Source organism: Paenibacillus selenitireducens (assembly GCF_002021565.1).
In the GTDB taxonomy this organism is placed as follows: domain Bacteria; phylum Bacillota; class Bacilli; order Paenibacillales; family Paenibacillaceae; genus Paenibacillus_K; species Paenibacillus_K selenitireducens.
This window is the reverse complement of the sequence record NZ_MSZX01000008.1, coordinates 61,424-84,612: the sequence shown is the minus strand read 5'-3', so window position 1 is coordinate 84,612 and position 23,189 is coordinate 61,424. Positions and strand designations below refer to the sequence as shown.

General features: G+C 46.1%; 22 protein-coding genes. 16 read left to right on the top strand and 6 right to left on the bottom strand.

The genetic code is table 11. From position 1 onward, the window contains the following. Positions 1-224 precede the first annotated feature (224 nt). Positions 225-2,972, top strand: a complete 2,748-nt coding sequence (locus tag BVG16_RS19740) for an EAL domain-containing protein (protein ID WP_078500806.1) — start codon at positions 225-227, stop codon at positions 2,970-2,972. Between the two features lie 8 nt (positions 2,973-2,980). Here BVG16_RS19740 and BVG16_RS19735 read toward each other — a convergent pair whose 3' ends face one another. Continuing rightward, complete coding sequence (locus BVG16_RS19735) at positions 2,981-3,454, bottom strand: MarR family winged helix-turn-helix transcriptional regulator (RefSeq protein ID WP_233147106.1); 474 nt, start codon at positions 3,452-3,454, stop codon at positions 2,981-2,983. Positions 3,455-3,704: 250 nt separating this feature from the next. Here BVG16_RS19735 and BVG16_RS19730 point away from each other — a divergent pair, with 250 nt between their 5' ends. Next, positions 3,705-4,121, top strand: a complete 417-nt coding sequence (locus BVG16_RS19730) for a hypothetical protein (RefSeq protein ID WP_078500804.1) — start codon at positions 3,705-3,707, stop codon at positions 4,119-4,121. 66 nt (positions 4,122-4,187) lie between these two features. Here BVG16_RS19730 and BVG16_RS19725 read toward each other — a convergent pair whose 3' ends face one another. Beyond that, positions 4,188-5,453, bottom strand: a complete 1,266-nt coding sequence (locus tag BVG16_RS19725; protein ID WP_078500802.1) for a BaiN/RdsA family NAD(P)/FAD-dependent oxidoreductase — start codon at positions 5,451-5,453, stop codon at positions 4,188-4,190. 161 nt (positions 5,454-5,614) lie between these two features. Here BVG16_RS19725 and BVG16_RS19720 point away from each other — a divergent pair, with 161 nt between their 5' ends. The 6 genes from BVG16_RS19720 (at position 5,615) to BVG16_RS19695 (ending at position 11,919) form a co-directional block, all read left to right on the top strand. Beyond that, positions 5,615-7,294 carry a two-component system sensor histidine kinase NtrB gene (locus BVG16_RS19720; protein WP_078500800.1) on the top strand — a complete coding sequence of 560 codons (1,680 nt, stop codon included), beginning with the start codon at positions 5,615-5,617 and terminating at the stop codon, positions 7,292-7,294. 24 nt (positions 7,295-7,318) lie between these two features. After that, the gene (locus BVG16_RS19715; RefSeq protein WP_078500798.1) at positions 7,319-8,002 is read left to right on the top strand and encodes a prolipoprotein diacylglyceryl transferase; all 684 of its coding nucleotides are present in this window, start codon (positions 7,319-7,321) and stop codon (positions 8,000-8,002) included. A gap of 308 nt (positions 8,003-8,310) precedes the next feature. After that, positions 8,311-8,745 (top strand): BrxA/BrxB family bacilliredoxin, encoded by a 435-nt coding sequence (locus BVG16_RS19710; RefSeq protein WP_078500797.1) that lies wholly within the window; start codon positions 8,311-8,313, stop codon positions 8,743-8,745. A gap of 112 nt (positions 8,746-8,857) precedes the next feature. Next, positions 8,858-9,667: an ammonia-dependent NAD(+) synthetase gene (gene nadE, locus BVG16_RS19705; RefSeq protein ID WP_078500796.1), complete on the top strand. Its 810-nt coding sequence runs from the start codon at positions 8,858-8,860 to the stop codon at positions 9,665-9,667. Positions 9,668-9,839: 172 nt separating this feature from the next. Further along, entirely contained in the window at positions 9,840-10,364 is a 525-nt protein-coding gene (locus BVG16_RS19700) for a PadR family transcriptional regulator (RefSeq protein WP_078500795.1), read from the top strand. 16 nt (positions 10,365-10,380) lie between these two features. Next, positions 10,381-11,919 carry an MDR family MFS transporter gene (locus BVG16_RS19695; RefSeq protein ID WP_078500794.1) on the top strand — a complete coding sequence of 513 codons (1,539 nt, stop codon included), beginning with the start codon at positions 10,381-10,383 and terminating at the stop codon, positions 11,917-11,919. A gap of 56 nt (positions 11,920-11,975) precedes the next feature. Here the strand turns inward: BVG16_RS19695 and BVG16_RS19690 are convergent, their stop codons facing one another. Together BVG16_RS19690 and bioA are read right to left on the bottom strand one after the other, a co-directional pair. Beyond that, positions 11,976-12,830 (bottom strand): alpha/beta hydrolase family protein, encoded by an 855-nt coding sequence (locus BVG16_RS19690; RefSeq protein WP_233147105.1) that lies wholly within the window; start codon positions 12,828-12,830, stop codon positions 11,976-11,978. Positions 12,831-12,845: 15 nt separating this feature from the next. Further along, entirely contained in the window at positions 12,846-14,219 is a 1,374-nt protein-coding gene (gene bioA / locus BVG16_RS19685; RefSeq protein WP_078500793.1) for an adenosylmethionine--8-amino-7-oxononanoate transaminase, read from the bottom strand. A 220-nt stretch (positions 14,220-14,439) separates the two neighbouring features. Between bioA and acpS the strand changes: the two genes are divergently transcribed. Beyond that, positions 14,440-14,859, top strand: a complete 420-nt coding sequence (acpS, locus tag BVG16_RS19680) for a holo-ACP synthase (protein ID WP_078500792.1) — start codon at positions 14,440-14,442, stop codon at positions 14,857-14,859. Between the two features lie 179 nt (positions 14,860-15,038). Here the strand turns inward: acpS and BVG16_RS19675 are convergent, their stop codons facing one another. Continuing rightward, entirely contained in the window at positions 15,039-15,404 is a 366-nt protein-coding gene (locus BVG16_RS19675) for a c-type cytochrome (RefSeq protein ID WP_078500791.1), read from the bottom strand. 193 nt (positions 15,405-15,597) lie between these two features. Here BVG16_RS19675 and mutY point away from each other — a divergent pair, with 193 nt between their 5' ends. After that, a complete protein-coding gene (mutY, locus tag BVG16_RS19670; RefSeq protein WP_078500790.1) occupies positions 15,598-16,710 on the top strand; it encodes an A/G-specific adenine glycosylase in 1,113 nt (370 codons plus the stop codon). A gap of 84 nt (positions 16,711-16,794) precedes the next feature. Here mutY and BVG16_RS19665 read toward each other — a convergent pair whose 3' ends face one another. Further along, positions 16,795-17,409: a superoxide dismutase gene (locus tag BVG16_RS19665; protein WP_078500789.1), complete on the bottom strand. Its 615-nt coding sequence runs from the start codon at positions 17,407-17,409 to the stop codon at positions 16,795-16,797. A gap of 1,222 nt (positions 17,410-18,631) precedes the next feature. On the opposite strand from BVG16_RS19665, the gene BVG16_RS19660 reads away from it, so the two are divergent. From BVG16_RS19660 to folE, 6 genes are all read left to right on the top strand, one after another. Beyond that, on the top strand, positions 18,632-19,054 hold the full coding sequence (locus tag BVG16_RS19660) for a GNAT family N-acetyltransferase (protein WP_078500788.1): 423 nt from the start codon (positions 18,632-18,634) through the stop codon (positions 19,052-19,054). Positions 19,055-19,266: 212 nt separating this feature from the next. Further along, positions 19,267-19,689, top strand: a complete 423-nt coding sequence (locus tag BVG16_RS19655) for a DUF402 domain-containing protein (RefSeq protein WP_332888799.1) — start codon at positions 19,267-19,269, stop codon at positions 19,687-19,689. Positions 19,690-19,695: 6 nt separating this feature from the next. Beyond that, positions 19,696-20,277 carry a signal peptidase I gene (gene lepB / locus BVG16_RS19650; protein WP_078500786.1) on the top strand — a complete coding sequence of 194 codons (582 nt, stop codon included), beginning with the start codon at positions 19,696-19,698 and terminating at the stop codon, positions 20,275-20,277. 49 nt (positions 20,278-20,326) lie between these two features. Beyond that, positions 20,327-22,012 carry a tRNA epoxyqueuosine(34) reductase QueG gene (queG, locus tag BVG16_RS19645; protein WP_078500784.1) on the top strand — a complete coding sequence of 562 codons (1,686 nt, stop codon included), beginning with the start codon at positions 20,327-20,329 and terminating at the stop codon, positions 22,010-22,012. Between the two features lie 144 nt (positions 22,013-22,156). Beyond that, complete coding sequence (locus BVG16_RS19640) at positions 22,157-22,375, top strand: YneF family protein (RefSeq protein WP_078500782.1); 219 nt, start codon at positions 22,157-22,159, stop codon at positions 22,373-22,375. A gap of 101 nt (positions 22,376-22,476) precedes the next feature. Then, complete coding sequence (gene folE / locus BVG16_RS19635) at positions 22,477-23,067, top strand: GTP cyclohydrolase I FolE (protein WP_078500780.1); 591 nt, start codon at positions 22,477-22,479, stop codon at positions 23,065-23,067. The last annotated feature ends 122 nt before the right edge of the window (positions 23,068-23,189 follow it).

The following is a 23,189-nucleotide window of genomic DNA, read 5'->3' as shown; positions in this document are numbered from 1 at the left end:
TGAAGCAGTTAACGCTTAAGAAGCATAATGATGATATAGGAAAATCATCGGCAGTTATTTGTCGGTGATTTTTTTCGTTCTATGCATGATAGATTAGGGACATTCGACCTACGCCTATAGACATAATTGGATCGAAAATATTAAAATGAATAGGAAAAAATACACAAAGTAGTAGGGAAATTGAAATGGATGTCGAAATAAGATAAGGAAACAATTCCATATTCTTGCTGTTAGGGGTGCTTGCTATCCACCACAAATTGAATCCGATATCGTCCCTTCGTGCATTTAGCGCCTTAATTATATGTATAGGATTAGCGACGCTGGGAACGCATTGGGTCATTAACTTCTCCTATGGTGCGCATATTATGTTCTGCAGCGCATTTCTATTTGTCATTTTAAATCTGTTTGGTCCCTATTGGTCGGGGGCAGCAGTCCTGATCGTGAGTGCAATTTCTTACTTTTGGCTGGACGGCCCCATATATCTTATTCTTATCTGCATTGAAGTGATTCTGGTCAGTGCTGTATTTTCGCGAAAAAGAAAAAGATTTCTATTCATTTGGGACGGGCTGTTCTGGCTGATCATCGGGGCGCCGCTTACGGGATTACTCTATTATTTGCAGATCGGAATCTACTCTTCCGAGATGTATCTGCAAATTTTCATGATCGCGATGAGCGGCTTGTTGAATGGATTATTAGGGGATGTCATCATTACGTATTTGCCGTGGAGAAGGCTATTCCCTCAGATGAAGAAGCGCATGATCTACTTGAATCAATTGCTCACGCACCTATCCATCGTTGCGGTTATTGGCCCTTTTTTATTGAATATGTACTTGGATAGCTCTCAAATCCGGGACCGGGTAGAGCATGATTCTCTCCTATTCATGCAGACACAGACCCAGCATATGATGAACGAAATGAATCGAATGGAGCGGGAGAGCAAGGGTTCCACTTCAAAGATCAAGGAATCGATTCAATCCGGAGAAATTACAGAAGAGCTTGTCCGAAACTCGGCGAACGGGGCCATTAAGATGGGGCTGCTCTATGCAGATAACAACATTGCATCCTCCACGGACGGCGATTGGTTCAGGAAGCAATATTATACAGTGTTCAATAACGGCCTCCAACATCTTTCAAGCAGCAGTGATTCGCATGAGGTGGGTTATTATAAAACGGGACTTAGATATGCAAGTGAATTCTACCGATGGATTCCGGAAAACGAGCATTACAATTATGAAACATGGCGTTGGAATAATGGCTACTATGTATTAGTTACAGAGATTGCAGGATTCAGCCCCAATCAAATTGTTGCCGCGCTGCCCATCTCGTACTACCAGCACAGTACGATTATGGCCTATACGAACAAGTTCATTGTCATGTTCTCGTTCTGTATGATTGCTACGATTATCTCGTTGTTTTTTAATTCGTATCTGATGTTATCCCTGAACAAACTGACGAAGATGACGACGGATCTACCGGATAAGCTGAAGCGCCAGCAAGTGTTCGCCTGGCCGCGTACCGCGATTCACGAGGTGGCTGCTTTAGTCACGAACTTCAGAATTATGGCGGATCGTGTTGTAGAGATGTTCCTTGAGATGAGGCGGATGAACGATCAGTTGATCGAACAGACCGAAATGCTGGAACTATCCGAGGAACGACTGCAGCAGCTGGCATACTACGATACCTTAACAGGATTGCCGAATCGCTATCATTTCTCCCTGGATTTGGAACGGAGCCTGGAAGAATCTGTTAAAAGCAATCAAACCCTCGCGGTCATGTTTATCGATTTAGATCGGTTCAAACATGTGAATGATACATTAGGCCATGATGTGGGAGATCTATTGCTTACGGAAGTATCTCAACGTTTGGATCAGATATTCCGTGATAGTACACAGGCGATGTGTGCACGTCTGGGAGGCGATGAATTTGTCGTCGTGCTTCGGGATGTGGAACGGAGTAATGTGAATACCTACGCAGAAGCCATCATTGAGAAGCTATCGCTAGGCTTTCACGTACAATCGCATGAATTGTTCGTTGCTGCCAGCATCGGTGTGAGTTTGTTCCCGCAGGACGGCGACAGTCTCACCTCCATGTTGAAGAATGCCGATACGGCGATGTATGTAGCGAAGGACAAGGGCGGTTCTTGTTATCAGTATTACGATCAAATTACCGTGGACCAAATCCCGGAACGAATGATGCTCGAGAATCATCTGCGCAAAGCGTTGGAGCGGGATGAGATGCTTCTGTATTATCAACCGCTGTTAGATGAGAAAGGCACGATCATTGCTGCAGAAGCACTCATTCGCTGGTCACATCCGATGCATGGTTTTGTGTCACCGGCACAATTTATCCCGCTCGCAGAAGAGACGGGCTTAATTATTCCCATCGGGGAGTGGGTTCTGCGCACGGCTTGTATGCAGCATCTTATCTGGGTAAGGGAAGGGTTGCCTAAGATACAAATGAGCGTGAATGTATCCTTGCGGCAATTTTCCAATCAAGATTTCGTTCAAGTCGTAGATCGTGTCATCGAGGAGACAGGAATGGATCCGAAGTATTTGATATTAGAAATTACGGAAGGTTATGTCCAGCATCATATGGAGCATGCGATTTCCGTATTAGGGCAATTGAAAGAGCGAGGCATCCAGATTGCAATCGATGATTTCGGAACCGGGTATTCTTCCCTAAGCCGTCTGCACAAGCTGCCGATACATATTTTGAAATTGGACCAATCCTTCGTTCGCCATTTGCCAACCGACGAAGTCAATGCTTCGATCGTGAAGACGGTGATCCAACTGGGTCATAGTCTGGATGTCGCAGTAGCTGCCGAAGGAATTGAGACCGAGGAGGAGCTGCAATTTTTGCAAAGCCAAGGTTGCGATAAGTTCCAAGGTTATTTATTCAGTCGTCCCATCCCAGCGGCTCAATTTATAGCAACCTTTGCCGATTTCAACCTAAAGAAAAACCTGACTTCGTAATATCGAAGTCAGGTTTTTTTGACGGTCACCGGAGTAATGTTCTCCGCTGCCATTCCGAGTTTTTTGAGAAGGCGTATGGTTAAATCCTTCTCTTCTTTATTTAATCCTTGGAGTGCATTCGATAGCGCCTTAGAATGTTCAGGATACACTTTGTCCATAACGGCTTTTCCTTCCTCCGTCAATTCCGTATAAATAACACGGCGATCTTTGGAGCAATGCTTGCGGCGTAAGAGGCCTGTCTGTTCGAGTTTATCGATGACGTAGGTAACATTACCGCTCTGCAATAGAAGCTTCGAGCCAATTTGTTGAATCGGTTGTGATCCTTTTAAATAAAGAACCTCTAAAACCGCGAATGCTGTCGGGTTAAATCCTTGTGTTTTACAACTCATATACGAGTGCTCGGACACACTTTTAAATGCCTTTGCAAACACGTGGAATAATTGGAGCGATTGTTCCGTATTCACGTCTTCAAGTTTCAGCAATCTCAACACCGCCTTTACACAATCCGTTTCTCTCTCAGAACTATCTTAAGTCATAAATAAGTTAAATTTAAATAACTTTTATCACATTGAACCGGAATTGAAATACATAAAAAAAAGAGATTTCGACCTCCATGGAGATTCAGCAATTTAAGCTTTGATGAAAAATGGGGTTTTCGGGCATAGTATGCAGTAGACCTTCCGTGATTTTGATCTTTACACGGTTGAACTTAAAGGAAGAGGACGTGATCACTTGCGGCATACAGCGATTGCCTTTCAGTTTAGCGATATTCAGAGCGCAAATCTTGCACATGAGACCCTGCAGGAACTTGGATATGAACCGGTATTCGATGATGATGGCGGGACACGCTTGCATATTCATGTCGAGAATGCGGATTTAACTTCGGCTCTTGAGATTGCGCAAGCGTTCGGAGGAGATCTGCAAGAACAGTCTACCATGTCAGAAATGCCTTTTGATGAGGCTTATCAAGTCGATGGCTTTATTGCTGTCCCTGCACATGTTGTGAATGAGGATTGGGTGGAAGGGTATGCAGATGCATCCTCGATTTATAATGCCGATAATTTTGAAAATTTAGATTTACGCAATGAGGATCATCTCGCCTGGTATGATGAAACAACAGATCATTTTTCAGGTGAGGTTAAATCCTAGATTCGATATACCACAAGAGCTGGCCCTCCTTCTGGCGAAGGGGAGTCAGCTCTTTTTGAATCGTCGTTAGGACGTGAAGCGTTGTGCAGCACTCATGCCTGCCGTATAGCCGGTCGTGAATGCCGCAGTGATATTATACCCGCCCGTGTAGCCGTGAATATCCATGATTTCGCCGCAGAAAAATAAGCCGTCAGCTATTTTCGACATCATCGTCTTCGGATCGATTTCTTTCAAATGCACGCCGCCGCCCGTAACAAAGGCTTCTTCAATTGAGAGGGTACCGTTCGCTTGAAGCGGGAAGGATTTAAGCAGTTGAGCAAGTTCTAGCCAAGGCTGCTTCGGGATATTGTCGTAAGTCGTATCTTCCTTAATCCCTGCGAGCTGGAGCAGAAGTGGAATCATTCGTTCTGGAAGTAATGGTTTAAGAACATTCTTGGCCGCTTTCTTCGCTTCATTCTTTGCTAGTGCAAGCGATTCCTGATACAACTGCTCGACAGATTTCTCGGGAAATAAATCAATTGTCATTTTCACGAGCCGGGTGTCGAATTTCTTCTGCGCTTTGACAACGAATTGGCTGCAACGTAAGGCGGCAGGTCCTGAAATTCCGAAGTGGGTAAACAGCATATCTCCCTCATGCTCAACGAGTTTTTTTCCTTTCGGGTTCCAGACGGACAAAGTAATATTCCGTAGGGATAGACCTTGCAATTCCTTGTTGCGGATAAAAGGCTCTTGTACGGTGATCGGCACTTCGGTCGGGAATAATTCCGTAATCGTATGCCCACCTGCCTCTGCCCAAGCATAACCGTCACCCGTCGAGCCTGTCTGAGGAACGGATTTTCCACCGGTAGCTAGGATCACCGCATGGCTGCGAAGCGTCTCGCCCGATTTTAATTTGACACCTGCTACCTGTCCATTCTTATAAAGCACGGTTTCGACAGGGCGATTGGTCCGAATTTCGACACCTAACTTACGCACTTTACCTATCAGGGCATCCACAACCGTCTTGGCTTTATCGGATACAGGGAACATCCGGCCGCGGTCCTCTTCTTTCAGCCGAATGCCGAGATCTTCAAAGAATCGCATGATATCTTTATTGCTAAAATGAGCAAGAGCACTGTATAGAAACCGGCCATTTCCCGGAATATATTGAATCAGTTCATCGATTTCCTTGGCATTCGTGACATTACATCGCCCGCCACCAGAGATCCCCAGTTTCCTGCCTAGCTTGTCACCCTTATCTACAAGGAGTACCGAGGCTCCGTGTTCAGCAGCTGCTATACTGGCCATGAGACCGGAGGGTCCACCGCCTACTACGATGACATCATATGTCATAACGACATCTCCTTTCTTTCGCTATCCATCACCCTATTGTAACGTTTTTAGCCGAATGAATAAAATATTGTTTAAATAAATTCGCGGATATTGTAAAAACTTGTAACTTGTGTTTTAATTTTTGTAACTCTAACTCTATTCTTAGGCCGGTGATCCATACAGTGATTTCCACTCCTCTAAAAGAAACCTTTTTACAAGAGCTGATTGCCTTATTACCCGCATTTTTACTGCAAGTATGGGCAATGAAGCCGAAAATTACCGGTCAAATCTTTACGTTTCGAGTGATATTCGCCATATTCTGCACGATTTCGTTCTTGCTGTCTATGGTTTTTTCTTACTGTACCCCGAATGAGCAATACTACGATTTCCGGATGATTCCCTTTTTATTCGGTTTATTGTACTGCGGGTATCGTGCCGGCGCGGTCATGACCTTGATCTATATCGGTGCGCACTTTATTTTTTTTAACCACGGGGAACTGTGGGATTTTCCTAATGATATTGGCCTCTATTTAATTCCGCTAGCTCTTATCTTTATTCCACAATTTCGTCATGCGAAAACACCAAGACGGACACGTATCATTACATATCTGATTTTGTTTGGAGGGGCAGTCAATTTTTGGGTTTACTTTTCTCATTACGGCTTTGACTTTGAAAAGAACGATATACCGTGGTTGATGTTTGAAATCGGTTTCAGTTGCGTGTGCATATTGACAACGTATTTAATTCTCATGTTCGTCGAAAGCATCCTTGATAAGTTATCCCTGCAAAGGCAGCTGCAAGATTTATCGCAACAATTCCATCAAGAAGCGCAGAAAATGAAACAGTTGATCGATGCAACCCCGTTGGGCGTTATGTCCGTGGATAAGATGGGGAATCTAACGGCCATTAATGATATGATGCTGCGATTATTTCCTTCTACCGAGAAGGTCCGCAGTGATGATTTAATAGGCAAATCCTTTGGGTATGTGATGAAGCATTATGATATCCATTATCCTAGCATTCAGCTGGCCCGTTCGCTGCAAGGTGAGGAGACAACGGCCGAGGTATTGCAATATAACGGGAAGATCTTGATATCGACCTCATCGAGCATTCGTAATCAGGAGACAGATGAAGTTGTTGGTGCCGTAGGGATGGCCCATGATGTGACAGAGCTACAAATGCTGCGATCCGAGATTGGGAACCTTGAGCGTCTGAGTCTGGTTGGACAAATGGCTGCGAGTATTACGCATGAGATACGGAACCCGATGGCAGTGGTGCGGGGATTTGTGCAGCTCATGAAAGAAAAAAGCGATGCAGCATTGCATGATTACTATCGTATCGTGCTGGAAGAACTGGATCGTGCCAATACGATTATTAACGACTTCCTATCTTTGGCGCAGAATCGGATCGTAGAGAAGGAAGAGAGCCATCTGCATGATATCGTTCGCGATTTAAGCCCATTGCTCTGGGCGGACGCGAATCTACGCGGACTTGGAATTGAAATGAATTTAGGGGATGACATTCCACCCCTTCATCTGAATGAGAAAGAAATTAAGCAATTAATTCTCAATTTAGTGCGAAATGGCATGGAAGCGATGAATAATAAAGGAACGCTTACGATTGAAACCCTATTGCAGAAAGATACGGTACAATTGATCGTAAAAGATACAGGAGAAGGGATTCCTCAGGATAAGCTGGACAAAATGTTCGAGCCGTTCTATACCACGAAGTCCAAGGGCACGGGTCTCGGGCTTTCGTTATGTCTCAGCATTGTTGAAAGACATAAGGGACGGATTACAGTCGAATCCGAGAAAGGGAAGGGTACGACGTTTATCGTTTCGTTTCAAGCGCATGTGGCTTAGAACGATAGGAAGTAGGGGCTTTGAATGAATAATGTGTGGTCTATCGGGCCGTTTTTATTACAACTACATACAATATCGTTGATGATCATGATCGCTGCCGCACTCTTACTGATGATATGGAGACTTCGCCGTGAAGGCGAAAAATTGGATGCCTGGTTGGACCTCTTTACGAGTTATATCATAATCTTTCTGATTTGTTATAAATTCGGATTCGTTCTAGAAGATTTCTCCATCCTGTGGCATAGTCCGAAAGCGCTTATCTTCATGAGCGGTGGCTCCTGGAACGGTTGGTTGTTAGGTGTGATTGGTATTCTGGTTATCACGTATACACGGATACAAAAGAAGAAGATTTCGCTCTCCATTTTGCTCAATGTGCTGCCCTATGGGTTATCCATCGGTGGTTCCATAGGGTGTGCCATTGAAGTGTGGTTCGATCGGAGTATGTCGTATATGTTAGGAACAGCCTTGCTCCTTGGGCTTACAATCTGGTTGCTTATGGGGTCAGCCTCTTTAAGGAAAGGCTCACAGTGTTCGCATTTTCTCATAGGGGGCGGCATTGGAGGGATGGTCGTGACGCTTGTGGATCGGACGGTAACGAATTCTCTCTCCATATGGCTTGGACTTAACCCGTTACAATGTATTTTTATCGTCATGTCCTTCATGGGGATATGGCTTCTGAACATTCAGCGCAAGTATAGTGAAGGATAAATCTAAATTGGGCAGTACATAATAGGGGGGATGTATAGGAAAGGAGGCCAAAGCTGTGGCAAAAGGAAAAGAAGAAGATAAACATAAGAGCGCAGGTCCTTACAAACCCTCCCAAGATGGAATGGATAAGAAAACGGATGTAGACAGTCCTAACCGACCAGCTACGTAATCGTTGCAGCATAAATAAAAAGACATTTCTGCATCGTTGTCAAAGCAAGGGGTTTCCCTTGCTTTCATTCTTTATGAATGTATAATAAAGATTAGCAATAGGATTACTGTTGCAAAGATTTCGTAAGGAGTGAAAGCAAATGTCTATGTCTTTTGATCGATATATGAAAGATATGGTTCAACCGATGCGGGATGAACTTACTAGATTAGGAATTCAAGAATTAACAACACCAGAGGAAGTGGCTGAACAGCTTCCAACAGCTAAAGGTATATCATTACTTGTTGTGAACTCCGTATGTGGATGCGCTGCAGGCCAATGTAGACCAGGTGTTGCTCAAGCCCTTCAACATGAAGTAACTCCAGATCACTTATTTACCGTATTTGCAGGCCAAGATAAAGAAGCGACTGCGAAAGCTCGTGAATACTTGGTTCCATATCCGCCGTCATCTCCTTCGATCGGTATTCTGAAAGATGGAGAACTTGTTCATTTTGTTGAGCGTCATAGCATTGAGAACCGCAGTGCCGAAGAGATTGCAGCAGAATTGACGGCCGCATTTGATCGTTATTGCAAATAAGGAACAGATCATGCTCCCCGCCGTTTACTTGGGTGTAACGGTGGGGAGTTTTTCAATTTAATCTATTTGAATTTATAATTTGTGGGGTTATTTTACATAGGGTGGTGTCGTGATGAGTTTGCAACAGGAGATTATCGATCGGCTCGGTGTACAGCCGGCCATTAACGTCGAGGAAGAAGTGCGTAAACGGGTAGATTTTCTGAAAGAGTATGTGAAAAAAGCGGGAACTACGGGTCTTCTTATTGCGATCAGCGGGGGAATTGATAGCGCCGTAGTAACGGGGCTGTGTAAGCAAGCGACCAATGAACTTAGCAGCGAGACCGGTCGTGACTATATGACACTCGGCGTGTTCCAGCCCTACGGGACACAAGAAGACATTCAACATAGTTATGAAGTAGCGCAAGCCTTTCAATTGAAGCATACGGTGGAGACGAATATTGAAGATGCTGTGAATGAGATTGCCTTGGAAACGGAGTATGCTTTTAAATCGCTTCAGATCCATCGCCACCTAAGTATCCCCGGAAAAGGCAACGTGAAGGCGCGTACGCGAATGGTTGTGCAATATGCCTTGGCTTTCGACTTGAATCTGCTTGTCGTAGGTACAGATCATGCTTCGGAGGCCATTACCGGATTCTATACGAAGTGGGGCGATGGTGCAGTCGATATTACGCCGCTAAGTTCCTTGAATAAGCGTCAAGTTCGTCAAATCGCTGCGCATATCGGCGTACCGAAGAGCGTGCTGGACAAAGCTCCTACCGCTGGGCTCTGGGAAGGCCAGACCGATGAAGGGGAGTTAGGCATCACCTACGAGGAGAACAGCGACTACTTAGAGGGCAAAGTCGTGTCCGAAGCCGCTCGTAAGAAGCTGGAGAAACAATACCTGAAAACCGAACATAAACGTTCGGCGATACCGGGCATTTAATGAACTTATACGTTAGCGATGCTAAAATACCATGAATTACGGTCGATTGGACAAGTCGATGTAAATTCATGGTATTTTTTTGTGGATATATATTGACTTGATATATATCGAACTGATATATTGATCTTAACGGAAGGTATACGATAACACATGTGAATTGGAGTGAACTAACATGAACAGTCAAGATGTTATTCTCGGGATGTTACTGAAAGGACCTAAATCCGGCTATGATATGAAGCAAAAATTTCAGAGTACGTTCTCCTTTTTCTATGATGCGAGTTTTGGCACGATTTATCCAACACTGAGCAAGATGGAGGCTTTAGGTTACATTACGAAGGAGAGCATCATTCAGGAGGGGAAGCCGAACAAAAATATATATTCGATTACACCATCGGGGCGGGAGAAATTTCAGGAGTATATACACAGCCCTATGGAATCGGAGGTCTATCGTTCCGACTTCTTAATGCGTTTATTCTTTGGTGAATTTGTGGATAAAGCAGTCATTATCGGATGGTTTGAACGGAAAATTGAAGAATTGGAAGCGAGCCATCAATCTTTATCTACCGGGTATGAGCAGTTCATCCATCATAGTTCGCCGACGCAGGCCCTATGTGCTGAATTTGGCATGGAACAGCTGAAGATGAGTTTCGCTTTTTTGAAAAAAGGTCTAGAAAAACTTCACAATTTAGAGGAGTAGGGAGAGATAGGGAAGGATGAACTTTTCCAAACAAAAAAAAGGACTTATCATACTGGCGATGGCTCTTGGGCTATTGATGTCGGCGTTGGATAATACCATCGTATCCGCAAGTATCACGCATATTCTGGATGACTTTGGCGGATTCAATCAAATGTCCTGGGTATTTACCGCGTATATGCTGGCTTCGACGAGCACGATGTTAGTACTTGGCAAAATGTCGGATTTATTCGGACGAAAATTGTTTTATTTGATTGGTATCGGGTTATTTATTCTCGGTTCCGCGCTGTGCGGGGTTGCCCAGAGCTTGGATCAGTTGATTTGGTTCCGTGCGATTCAAGGGATCGGATCTGGAGCTATTTTTCCGATCAGCTTCACGATTATCTTCAGCATCTTCAGCGATCCGAAGGATGGTGCGAAGTTAGGCGGGGTCATGGCGGCAATCTTCGGGCTATCCTCGGTTGCAGGACCTCAGGTGGGGACGTTCATTACCGAGCATTTTGGCTGGCGCTGGTGCTTCTACGTGAATTTGCCGATCGGGATTTTATCGTTTATCGTCTTATTATTTGCACTGCAAGAATCTCGTTCAGATAAGAAGCCCAAAGTTGATTATATGGGAACAATTCTGCTCGTATTCTCCTGTATCTCTGTCATGCTTGCGATGGAGTGGGGTGGCAAAGATTATGCCTGGACTTCATGGCAGATTATCGGGTTATTCATACTGGCAATACTAGGGACAATAGCCTTTATTCAGGTAGAACGCCGGGCATCGGAACCGGTGCTGCCTTTAGAAATTTTCAAAAACCGCCTCGTGCTGGGAACGAGCATTATCTGCTTTTGCCAGGGGGTAATGATGTTCAGTGCGATTAGCTATCTGCCGATTTTTTCAGTTGCCGTATTAGGCCATGCGAATTCCAACGGGATTCTTACGCCGATGATGACATCCATGATTGTGAGTACCATTCTCTGTGGATTTCTTCAGACCAAATTAAAGTTCCGTACGATCATGACGATATCGATGTTGTTCGGTGTTGCCACCTCCATCATGCTTATTCTGGTATCTCATCATATCGAGAATATTTATATGATTGGCTTGATGATCCTGCTCGGATTCGGAGCTATTGGGCCAATGATGAGTGTCGGTCAGAATGCGATGCTGGTAAGCGTCGACAAGCGCTATATGGGGATCAGTTCCTCCATTGTTGGCTTCTGGCGTAATATCGGCGGCGTGATGGGAGCTTCCATCATGGCGGTGATTGTCAACAACAATCTGAAAGGAATTATTGCAGATGGAGCCGCAGCGAATCACATTCCCGCTGACAAAGTTGATCAGTTAGCGAAACCAGATTTGCTCGTGCATGCCTCTAGTCAGGTGCCTGCTCAAATTCTAGGATTTTTGCGAGATTCCATGGGAACGGCGATTAATCATGGATTTATTCTAAGCTTATGCGTCGCCGTAATCGGTGTCATCACGGCGTTAAGCGTCGGATCGGCTAAGTTCCAGCCGAAACCGCAAAACAGCAATGCAGAACCTGCTCAAGCAACGCATATGGCATAAATAGAAGAGAGCTTTCCTTCGCGGAAAGCTCTCTCTTTTGGTGTTCCTATATTCTTCTATGAGAGGTGGCTTATTATAAATTGGCTTGTCGCATGGATCGCGGCTTCAAGCGGTGCGGTTGTACCTTGAAAAGGATGTACAGTGGTAAAGGTATGATTGCCACCCGGTATTTGTATCCATTCTATACGCGGGTTCTGCTGTATAAGCATCTCGGATCCGCGCCGCAGCCGTTCGAAGTCGTCCGTCCCTTGGATGAGTGCAATAGGAAAAGAAGCCTGTGAGATGCGGTCCACGATGGCATATTGGTCTGTATGGGCTTCTAAGTCCTGCAGTATTTCAACGGAAAGGGGCATCTGCTGCTTCGTTCGCCCATTTAACGTATAGGCAACACCGTGATCGCGCATCTCTTGCTTCTCTTGTTCGGAGAAGATGTCAGGATGCGATGAACCGTTCCAAGCAATCACGCCGGCTACGGTGTCGGGGTGATCAAGGGCATGAATCAAACTCATGCTAGCCGCCCAGCTATGCCCTAGAAGGAAGAGGGGACGGCTCATAGAGTGCATGCCCTCATTGGCATGTACAGCGGAGATGAGAGCCTTCAGATCTTCTAACTGTCGATGAGGCGTATTGCGCGCAAATTTGTCTAGTTCAGTGAACTCGGTTAGCTGCTCCCCAACGCCATTATGCGAGAAGTTATAGGTGATGACATCCACGCCGGCAAGCTTGGCGATTTGCTCGGCAGCATAGGGGAACATACCCCAATCCTTAAACCCTTTGAACCCATGAGACAGGATGAGCAGACCGCGAGAGGATGCCGTAGACCCCGTCTCATTTGGCTGATTTCCTGAGAATACACTGTAACGAATCGTGCGATGAGGCTCTAGCTTAAGATGGAATGAAGTAGACATCATTTTAATACCTCCAATTTAAGATAGCGGTGCCGTCACTTGACGAAGGACCCGTTGTGTTCGCTCGACAATATCTTCGATTTGAGAAGGTGTCGTACATAATGGGAGCCAATAATAGATCGTATCCCCGAGCGGCCGTAAGATGAGCCCTTCTGCTAGACCTGCATGATACATCCGGGTTCCTATCCGCAGGTCGGAAGCGAATGGCGTGCGAGTCTCTGGATCACGATACAGATCGAGTGCCGCGATCATCCCGAGCTGACGAACATCAGCGACATGCGGCAAGCTGGTGAAAGTGTTCATTTGCTCCGTTAAGGTATTCGCTGCGGCTTGCGACTGTTCTAAGACGGCTTCATCTCGGAACAGCCGTAAGCTCTCTAGGGCTACAGCGCAGGCAACAGGGTTGCCTGTAAAGCTATGCCCATGGAAGAAGGTCTTCTGTGTCGCGTAATCATCGTAGAACGCGGCATAGATCTCCTCGCGGCACAACGTCGCCGCGAGCGGCATCATCCCCGCTGTCAGCCCTTTGCTGAGGCAAAGGATGTCGGGGCTGATGCCCGCGTGCTCACAGGCGAACATGCGGCCTGTTCGCCCAAACCCCGTGGCCACCTCATCGGCAATGAGGTGGACATTGAACTGCGCGCAGAGCTCGCGCAGTCCACGCAGATATGCGGCAGGGTAGATGACCATGCCGCCAGCAGCTTGAATCATCGGTTCCACGATGATTCCCGCCAGTTCGTGCGCGCGCTCGCGGAATAGCGTGCGCACGGCATCGAGCGCGTCCGCCACGAGGGCGGCTTCGCGCTCTGGCGTCCGCTCGTTGCCGAGCTGGCGCACATCCGGCGAAGGCACGCGGATGGCGTTGAAGAGCAGCGGCTTGAACATCGCATGGTAGAGATCCACCCCGCCCACACTCACCGCGCCGATGGTGTCGCCGTGGTAGCTATTCTCCATGAAGACGAAATTCGTCTTCGATTGTTGACCGATTTGCTGCCAGTATTGGAAAGACATCTTGATCGCCACCTCCACGGCGGTCGATCCATTGTCTGAGTAGAATACTTTGGTTAGCCCATCCGGTGTAACCTGAACGAGTTGTTCTGCCAACTCGATCCCCGGCTGGTGGGTCAATCCGCTGAACATGATATGATCGAATTGCTCCAGCTGGCGGCGAATGGCTTCTTTGATGCGCGGATTGCCGTGCCCGTGGACGTTGCACCACCAGGATGAAATCGTATCGTAATACGATTTGCCGTCCGCATCATAGAGCATAATTCCGTCGGCTTTCTCTATTAACACATGATCTTGCGCTGCATAGTCCTTCATTTGGGTAAAAGGATGCCAGACATATTGTCGGTCCTTTTCTCGCAGCTCTTGTTGACGTTCTCTGTCCATTCTGGAACCTCCTTACACCTGGCCCAACATTGATTTTAACGAATATGTTCAAGCTTATACTTCTAATCTACCCAAAATCAAGTTGTTCTCGGGAACTGCTGAGTAAGTAAGCCTGGTTTACTTCGTCGTCACATAGGCATCAGAAAGCCGTTCTGTTATAATGAACCGAGAATCATAGGACGGGTTAATACATGGAGCCTAGCGAAGAGGGAGGATGTTCATGATATACGGGATTGGGCATGATTTAGTTGAAATTGCGAGAATTTCACAGATGCGGGAACGTTCCACTTGGCCGAGATTTTTGGAGCGGATCCTAACGGAAGAGGAGCGGCAGCTTGCAGAACAGCGCAGCGGGAGAGTCGTTGAATTTGTAGCAGGTCGTTTTGCGGCAAAGGAAGCGGTTGTCAAAGCCTTAGGCTGCGGAATCGGAGATAAGGTCGGCTTTATGGATATCGAAATCCTGCCCGATCATCAAGGCAAACCGCATTGCACATTATCAGAACAAGCGTGGCGCCGGCTAATGGATGCACCAACTGATCATCATTCGGAACATCAAACCTATCACATTCATGTCAGTATAACCCATCAGCCGACGCTGGCATCCGCTTTCGCAATATTCGAGCGCCGGGTTGATGGGTAAGAGTGCCATCGGGTGATAGACACCTATTTACCACATAAGTAAGATAAGTTTTCGACACACGAAAACGACTTTCTAATTGGTGATAAAATTGGCGATAAAACCTACCTTGCCTTCGAAGCGAGTTTTGCAAGCAAAACTTGTAGGTCGCTCATCTTCGAAAGGCCACGATAGAGGTTTGCTCATTTTTTGGTCGCTAACCATTCCGCAAGCTGATCGATTTCCGCGGTTTCGAGCATTTTCTTAAAAGCAGGCATACGCGTACTGCCTTCGGTAATTTGCTTCACGATTTGTTCTTGGGTCATCTTGGTTCCAATTTGCGTGAGATCGGTATCCGGGCCCATACGGCCTTTCAAATCTGTAGCATGGCAGCTCACGCATTTTTGCTTAAAGAGCTGCATCGTCTCAGCAGGGCCATCCAAAGCTGACGATGAAGTTTCATTACCTCCGCTTTTGCTGCTTGTGCTTCCGCAAGCGGTTAGAGCCAGAAGCGTGATGGAGAGTAAGCCTATGATGCAGAACGAACGTATTTTTGTATGAAATGTCATGGTAGATTCCTCCAATAAATTGTTTCCTTCCTCAGTATAGGCTAGCGTCTCCCGACTAACAAGCCTGCCTTCCGAACATAATTTGAACCTTTTTTGCATATATTCCATATTCAAACCCAATCGACTTGCCTGTATAATAGAAATATTGCGTTCTTCGCAGGATTTCGTAAGACGAGAAGGAGATTTTTACACATTGAACACCTATAGTCTTGAAGCCAAACATTATTTTAGCCGTGAACTGCTCGCCTGGTATAACCGAAGCAAGCGAGATTTACCCTGGCGTCGGCATCGGAATCCCTATTATATCTGGGTCTCAGAAATCATGCTCCAGCAGACACGTGTGGATACCGTTATTCCTTATTTTCATCGGTTTATTGATAAATTCCCCAGCATTGAAGCCTTAGCCGATGCGCCTGAAGAGGATGTGTTGAAGTGTTGGGAAGGGCTTGGTTATTATTCGCGTGCCCGCAACTTACAGTCCGCTGCGCGGGAAGTGAAGGAGCAGTATGGGGGACAAGTCCCATCAGATAAGAAAGCCGTCTCCGATCTCAAAGGCGTAGGTCCGTATACAACGGGCGCGATTCTCAGTATTGCCTACAATCAGCCTGAGCCTGCGGTTGATGGCAACGTGATGCGCGTATTATCCCGATATTTTCTGATTGAAGAAGATATTATGAAGGGGAGCACGCGCGCTTTCATGGAGGGCTTGGTGGTCGAGTTGATCCCGGAAGGGGAAGCATCGAACTTCAATCAGGCGCTCATGGAGCTCGGGGCACTCGTCTGTACGCCGAAATCTCCACAATGTCTGACTTGTCCCGTGATGGAGCACTGTGCAGGACGGATTGCGGGGATGGAGGAATCGCTGCCGGTGAAGACGAAGGCGAAGCCGCCGCGTCCGGAGTATCGTGCGGTTGCGCTCGTGGAAGGTGTGGGGGCAGAGAAGGGGAAAGTTCTGATTCGTCAACGTCCTTCGGAAGGACTTCTGGCTCGCATGTGGGAGCTGCCTCATGAATTAGCTCCGCAACAAGCGGCCCTCGCAGGTGCCGATGACGCCGAACAAATGGACATGCTGCGCGGTGTATTGTATGAAGAAGGTATTTCGGTTGTGCCGGATCACTTCCACATGCAGGCGGAACATACCTTTAGCCATATCCATTGGAATTTGCGCGTGTATCGATGTACTGCTGCAGCGAATGATTCGTCATTGCCAGCGAACTATCGGTATATTGAAGCGAAGGATATGGAGGAGCTAGCTTTCCCGAAGGTGTTCCTTACGATTCTGAATTCGTATTTCGCTATGGTGTAACAGTTACCATGAAAAAAGGCTCAAACCCTTGCATTGCTGCAGAGGTTCGAGCCTTTTTGGTTGTTCTGTGTTTAAGCTGCGAAATTAGTTTTTCGCTGCTGCGTAACGTTTGCCAACTTCTTCCCAGTTCACAACGTTCCAGAACGCTGCGATGTAGTCAGGACGTTTGTTTTGATATTTCAAGTAGTAAGCATGCTCCCATACATCAAGACCAAGCAATGGCGTATCGCCTTCCATGATTGGGCTATCTTGGTTAGGCAAGCTGTATACTTTCAAGTTGCCTTCTTTTGTTAGAGCAAGGAATGCCCAACCGCTACCGAAGCGAGTTGTAGCTGCTTTTGCGAAATCTTCTTTGAACTTGTCTAAGCCGCCAAGCTCGCTGTTGATTGCATCCGCTAACGCGCCAGTTGGAGCGCCGCCGCCGTTTGGTCCGATAATTTCCCAGAACAAGGAGTGGTTCGCATGTCCGCCACCGTTGTTGCGAACTGCTGTACGGATCGCTTCAGGTACGCTGTTCAAATCTGCGATCAAATCTTCAACGCTTTTGGATTGAAGCTCTGGAGCTGATTCCAATGCTGCGTTAAGGTTTGTTACATACGTGTTATGGTGACGATCGTGGTGAATCATCATTGTTGTTTCGTCGATATGTGGTTCTAGTGCATTGTTAGCATAAGGTAGTGCTGGTAATTGATGTGCCATAATAAATACCCTCCCGAAATATGTAGTTTACTTCTTAATTAAAACCCATTTAACATAATAAATCAACATAAATGTATGTAAAGTCTGTGAATCGACTAAAACCGCAAAATCCGATCATCGATTCATCCACCCAACTCTAATAAATTACCCCAATATTCCCAAGTTGAAACCTAAATGGAATAGAATTTATAAAGTTTCGACGTATCGAAACTAAATGGACGCAAGAGAAATCATTTCGTCAAAGATGAGTAATAACAAATCAAATGATGAAGGTAGTACTGGGATTCGATCCTGAATAAAAACCCGTCATATTGCGCCTACGAGAACCGCCAATTGCCTCCTAAGAGAGCGTGTATAAACTTTTACTCTGCGGGCGCATGATGTATTCATTTTCTATGAAAGAAGGAATGAGGATGGATGCGATTCGAGAGATGCCGAAATCAAATTAGGTGCAGGGAACGGAGTGAGACATTAACGGACACAGGAGACCTTAATGATGCCAAAAGCACTCAAAATGCAGGGTGAACGGACACAGCAGCTCTTATTATGCTAAACATAAGCTATATACTCATGATTCGAATGGAATAAGTGCATCTGAGTCCGAAAAAACGTCTAATCTATGAGCATAGCAGACAATAAGGTCTCTCATGTCCGTTATATACAAGGTGTTTATTTAATTTGTCAAGATCTCGTATCTACGACAGCTGAACTGAAGCACCAACCCATCTCACCTATCCACCAACATAGAGGTTCACACAATAAGGGATCGTGGGGTTGCCCCTCTAAACGCGGTCGCTCATCTTCGAAAGTACCTCGAATAGAGGCTTTTCCCACCACAATAGAATTTATCAAGTTTCGACGTAACGAAACTAAAAAATTCTATTTGGCGATAAAACCTACCTCTAAACGCGGTCGCTCATCTTCGAAAGTACCTCGAATAGAGGTTTTCTCATATTTTCCAGCTTATTCTGAAACTTTTCATAAATCCAGATTATAAATGCAGAAAAAAGCCTAGAGAAACACGAAATGGAAACGATTTTTCCCATTTTCTGAAAGCGGTTAATTTTAAGCGCTTTCAAGAGAAAAACGGAGTATTTTGAAGATTATTAAGGATTTATTAAAAAAATAAGAGGATTTTCGTCGATTTTTGTTGTATTATAACAATATAGTTTTCTGGGTCTCGTGTTTATCATTTCAGCTTATGAATAAAGGAGATTTAAGCATGGATGTTCGTTCCTTTCAGTTGTCGGATTATATGCAGGTAACTCAGTTGTTTGAGGAGGCGTTGTCAGAGACGTGCTACGAACAGACAATGGAGGCTTTTGCAAGGCAGTTATCGTGGGATAGCGATCTTGTCCTAGTACACCATCAAGATGGTGAAGTCAAGGGAGCTATTATCGGAACTATAGACAATAATCATGGATGCTATTACAGACTAGCTGTTCATCCAGAGGCGCGTAACCAAGGCGTCGGCAAATCTTTGATTACGGCGATGCAGCAGCGTTTTGAAGGCCGTAATGTGAAAAAGATTTGTATTGCTGGCGACGAACACAACGAACCGATTTTACCGTTATTCGCATCGATGGGCTTTGGAGCTGCAAGTGTACTCCAGGCTTTTCAGAAACTTAGAATCGTGACCGGTTAATCGAGCAGAATCATCCTTTATAGAGCATATCTTCGAACGCCATTGCAAATGGGTAGAAGATATGCTTTTCTATTACTATGGAGAATTTAACTTACACACCTATATTGATAAAAAGCTTCAAACATAATGGACATTTACATCGCCAGTGGCTAAAAAATTGGTTGATTCCCAGGGAAAGCTTAGACCCGTCCCATACCCATGAGAATATGGTTGTGTTAATCAATTGCCAGACTCCGATTATGGAGGCAGATGGCAAGCAGTGGGTCAGCAAAGTACCAGCGGTATCGTTTTTTATCCCAGGAGCATGGTACAATATCGTTGCTTTAATGGAAGAGACGGGCGTGCGATATTATTGCAATATTGCTTCACCGCCGTACATGCATGGAAATGTTGTAACCTACATTGATTATGATTTGGATGTTGTACTTTACGCCAATGGGCATATAGATATAGTAGACCGCGATGAATATGAACGACATAAGGTAAGTTACCACTACTCAGACATTGTTCAGAACAAAGTGACTGAGGGCCTCGCACAATTGTTGAACCGCATCCAGAATCAGAAGGCTCCGTTTCAAGATGATCTTGTGGTGTCGTATTACGATTTATGGAGACAACAATACGTCGGGGAGTAATTGCCTATGGATAATTCGGTGTTCACGGAGAAGGAATCACTTCAGACGAATGCAGGACCGCCGCGCAAATGGAGATCGAATCTCGTTGATTGGATCAAAGCGCTGATCATCGCCATGGTCATCGTTGTGCTGCTGCAGACCTACGTGTTTAATCTGTCGAAGGTGAAGGGGGAGTCGATGCAGCCGACTCTTCATGAACAAGATCGACTGTTTGTCGATAAAATTGTCTACGCTTTCGCCAAACCCAAACGTGGAGAAGTGGTTATTCTGCGTGATCCCTCACCGGATGTTGGGAAGCAGTATCTGGTGAAGCGAGTCGTGGCCATACCGGGAGACGAACTGCAAATATCCAACCATCAATTAATTGTGAATGGTGTCGTTCAGTCCGAATCTTATACGAACACCGGGATTGAAGATAATAAGCCGTTTCATTTGACCTTGCAAGTAGATGAATATTTTGTGATGGGGGATAACCGTCATCACGAGAAAAGCAAGGATAGCCGTCGATTCGGGCCTGTGCACAGCTCAGACATTATTGGAAGGGCAGATATGATTGTGTGGCCGCTATCGAATTTCCGATGGTTATAGTTGGAACGTGTTAACTTAGCGATAAATAATACAAAGAGGTGAATTACAAGTGTCGGAACCATGGAAGCCGACTGCGCAGGCAGAGGCTGAACGATGGGCGCAACTGAAGTCAGACATCATAGAAGCGGCTCCGTCACTCGGGATCGATAGCATCGGTTTCGCATCGGCGGATCCGTTCACGACGCTGAAAAATAGGCTTATCGAGCATCGGGCCAAGGGATATGAATCCGGGTTCGAGGAGCCGGATCTGGACAAGCGTGTCCAACCGGCACTCTTATTCGATCGACCACAATCGATTATTGCCATTGCGGTCGCCTATCCGTCCAAGCTCATAGATCCACCGAAATCCGAACCAGGTGCATATCGCGGTATCTTATCGCGATCCGCCTGGGGCCAAGACTATCATCAAGCACTTCGCGAGCGGTTGGCAAGGTTAGAGGCATTTATTCAAGAACGGGTTCCGGAAGCCCGGATGGAGAGTATGGTAGATACCGGAGCGCTTTCCGATCGTGCCGTTGCAGAGCGGGCAGGGATTGGCTGGAGCGCGAAGAACTGCTCGATTATTTCGCCCAAGTTGGGTTCGTGGATGTATCTGGGGGAAATGATCACGAATCTGCCTTTTGAGCCGGATACCCCTGTGGAAGAGGGATGCGGGGATTGCAATCGCTGTATTGATGCTTGTCCAACAGGCGCACTTGTAGGGCCAGGGCAATTGAATGCTCAGCGCTGCATATCATTTCTCACCCAGACCAAAGGCACGTTAAGCGAAGAGTTCATGACGAAGATCGGGAACCGACTCTATGGCTGTGATACATGTCAGATTGTCTGTCCGCCGAATCGCGGCAAGAACTGGACCCAGCATCCGGAATTGCAACCGGATCCGGAGACCGTGAAGCCGTTATTAATTCCGTTACTCAGCTTAAGCAACAAGGAATTCAAAGCGAGATTTGGCAGTAATGCCTCCTCATGGCGCGGTAAGAAACCAATTCAGCGCAATGTGATTATTGGGTTAGGGAATTTCAAGGACGCAACTGCCATTCCACATTTGCATACTGTTATGCGGGAAGATCCGAGATATGAGCTGCGTTATACAGCAGCGTGGGCTTTGAGCAAGATTGGGGGAGAAGCATCCATGGATGTATTGAATGATGTCATACAACGGGAATCGCATATCGAGGTGCTGGAAGCTATTCAACGTGCGCGAGTGAAGCTTGGTGCAGACACGGAGCCGTTATTTTACCGAGAGATGGATTCTCCTATAGGAACCTTAACACTCATTCGTTCGATGAAAGGGCTCTGTCATATTGAATTTGGCACATATGCCGATCGTGAAGAGAAAATTCAGCAATGGACAAGCCGTTGGTACGAACATCCTGAACTGATACCTAACTCGGCGGCTTTGGATGATATTGTAGGCCAGTTGAAAGAGTACTTTGGCGGGCAGCGTACAACGTTCGATATTCCGCTGGATATGCAAGGAACTCCTTTCCAACGGAAAGTCTGGCAAGCCCTTACGGAAATCCCTTACGGGGAGACGTGGTCTTATAAGCAAGTGGCAGAACAGATTGGCCAGCCAAAGGCCGTTCGCGCGGTAGGCGGAGCGAATAATAAGAATCCGGTATCGATCATCGTGCCTTGTCATCGCGTGATTGGCGCAAGCGGTGCGATGGTAGGTTACGGCGGCGGGTTAGATAAGAAACAAATCCTTCTTGCGCTAGAGCAGCGGCAGGATTGATTTTCAGTTTGTCAGTGGGTTAGTGACATGCTATGATATGTGGAAATAATGCACCTACAAGAGGTTCTTCAAAATGTCATTCGACAGTTTGAATGTTTAATCTGATTTAAGGTGTTAAATAACAAGTTGGGGTGACCGTATACAATGAATATTGCATTGCCTATTATTACGTTGGTTGTGGGATTGATTCTTGGATTTGTCATCGGCGTATTCTATCTGCGCAGACAAATGACGAAGATGCAGAATGATCCGCAAATGCTTGCCAAGATGGCGAAGCAAATGGGTTATAACATGAATAGCAAGCAAATGCAGAAGGCGCAGCAAATGATGAAGAGTCAAGGCGGGGGCCGTAAATTTAAGTAAGCGATACGTGAGAAAAACCTTTACCCGCGGTCCATTCGAAGATGAACGACCGCGTTAAGAGGGTAGCTCTTATCTATTGTGGTAAGAAAGTGGGGAACATCTTGTCGGGAGCAAAAGATTACGTGAATGAAAACGTGGAACAGAATCGCGAGAAGATCGAGTACCATGTGCAGCAAATTCTGAAATTAATTGGCGAGGACGTTGAACGGGAAGGTCTGATCGAGACGCCTGCGCGTGTCGCTCGCATGTATGAAGAGATTTTTGCAGGATATGCGGTAGATCCACGTGAAGTGATTGGCGTCACGTTCGATGAACAACATGAAGAACTCGTGATCGTGAAAGACATTACGTATTACAGCCAGTGCGAGCATCATATGGCGCCTTTCTTCGGAAAGATCCATATTGGATATATTCCAAGCGGTAAAATTGCTGGATTAAGCAAGCTGGCGCGTTTGGTTGAAGCCGTGACACGCAAGCTGCAAGTGCAGGAACGCATTACGTCTGAAATTGCAGATATTATGCAAGAAGTGCTGCAGCCCCATGGGGTGATGGTTGTTGTCGAGGGAGAACATTTGTGCATGTGTGCACGTGGTGTGAAGAAGCCGGGCAGCAAGACAGTGACCTCCGGCGTACGGGGAAGCTTCCGTAAGAGCGCAACGCTTCGGAATGAATTCTTATCTTTAATCAAATAAATATTTCATGGCATAAATCGTCTGTAAGGCTCTGAATAGGGGCCGTACGGGCGATTTTTTTGCATTTCCGGGGCCCCCCGCAAAGTACCTGAATCAGCTTCGAAGCCAAATCCCCACTTTGT

Coding starts and splice junctions, on each gene's coding strand:
- BVG16_RS19725 (WP_078500802.1), bottom strand. CDS start 5,453: ATGACATATGATGTCATCGTAGTAGGCGGTGGACCCTCCGGTCTCATG.
- BVG16_RS19715 (WP_078500798.1), top strand. CDS start 7,319: ATGAATAATGTGTGGTCTATCGGGCCGTTTTTATTACAACTACATACA.
- BVG16_RS19710 (WP_078500797.1), top strand. CDS start 8,311: ATGTCTATGTCTTTTGATCGATATATGAAAGATATGGTTCAACCGATG.
- nadE (WP_078500796.1), top strand. CDS start 8,858: ATGAGTTTGCAACAGGAGATTATCGATCGGCTCGGTGTACAGCCGGCC.
- BVG16_RS19700 (WP_078500795.1), top strand. CDS start 9,840: ATGAACAGTCAAGATGTTATTCTCGGGATGTTACTGAAAGGACCTAAA.
- BVG16_RS19695 (WP_078500794.1), top strand. CDS start 10,381: ATGAACTTTTCCAAACAAAAAAAAGGACTTATCATACTGGCGATGGCT.
- BVG16_RS19690 (WP_233147105.1), bottom strand. CDS start 12,830: ATGATGTCTACTTCATTCCATCTTAAGCTAGAGCCTCATCGCACGATT.
- bioA (WP_078500793.1), bottom strand. CDS start 14,219: ATGGACAGAGAACGTCAACAAGAGCTGCGAGAAAAGGACCGACAATAT.
- acpS (WP_078500792.1), top strand. CDS start 14,440: ATGATATACGGGATTGGGCATGATTTAGTTGAAATTGCGAGAATTTCA.
- BVG16_RS19675 (WP_078500791.1), bottom strand. CDS start 15,404: ATGACATTTCATACAAAAATACGTTCGTTCTGCATCATAGGCTTACTC.
- BVG16_RS19665 (WP_078500789.1), bottom strand. CDS start 17,409: ATGGCACATCAATTACCAGCACTACCTTATGCTAACAATGCACTAGAA.
- BVG16_RS19660 (WP_078500788.1), top strand. CDS start 18,632: ATGGATGTTCGTTCCTTTCAGTTGTCGGATTATATGCAGGTAACTCAG.
- lepB (WP_078500786.1), top strand. CDS start 19,696: ATGGATAATTCGGTGTTCACGGAGAAGGAATCACTTCAGACGAATGCA.
- BVG16_RS19640 (WP_078500782.1), top strand. CDS start 22,157: ATGAATATTGCATTGCCTATTATTACGTTGGTTGTGGGATTGATTCTT.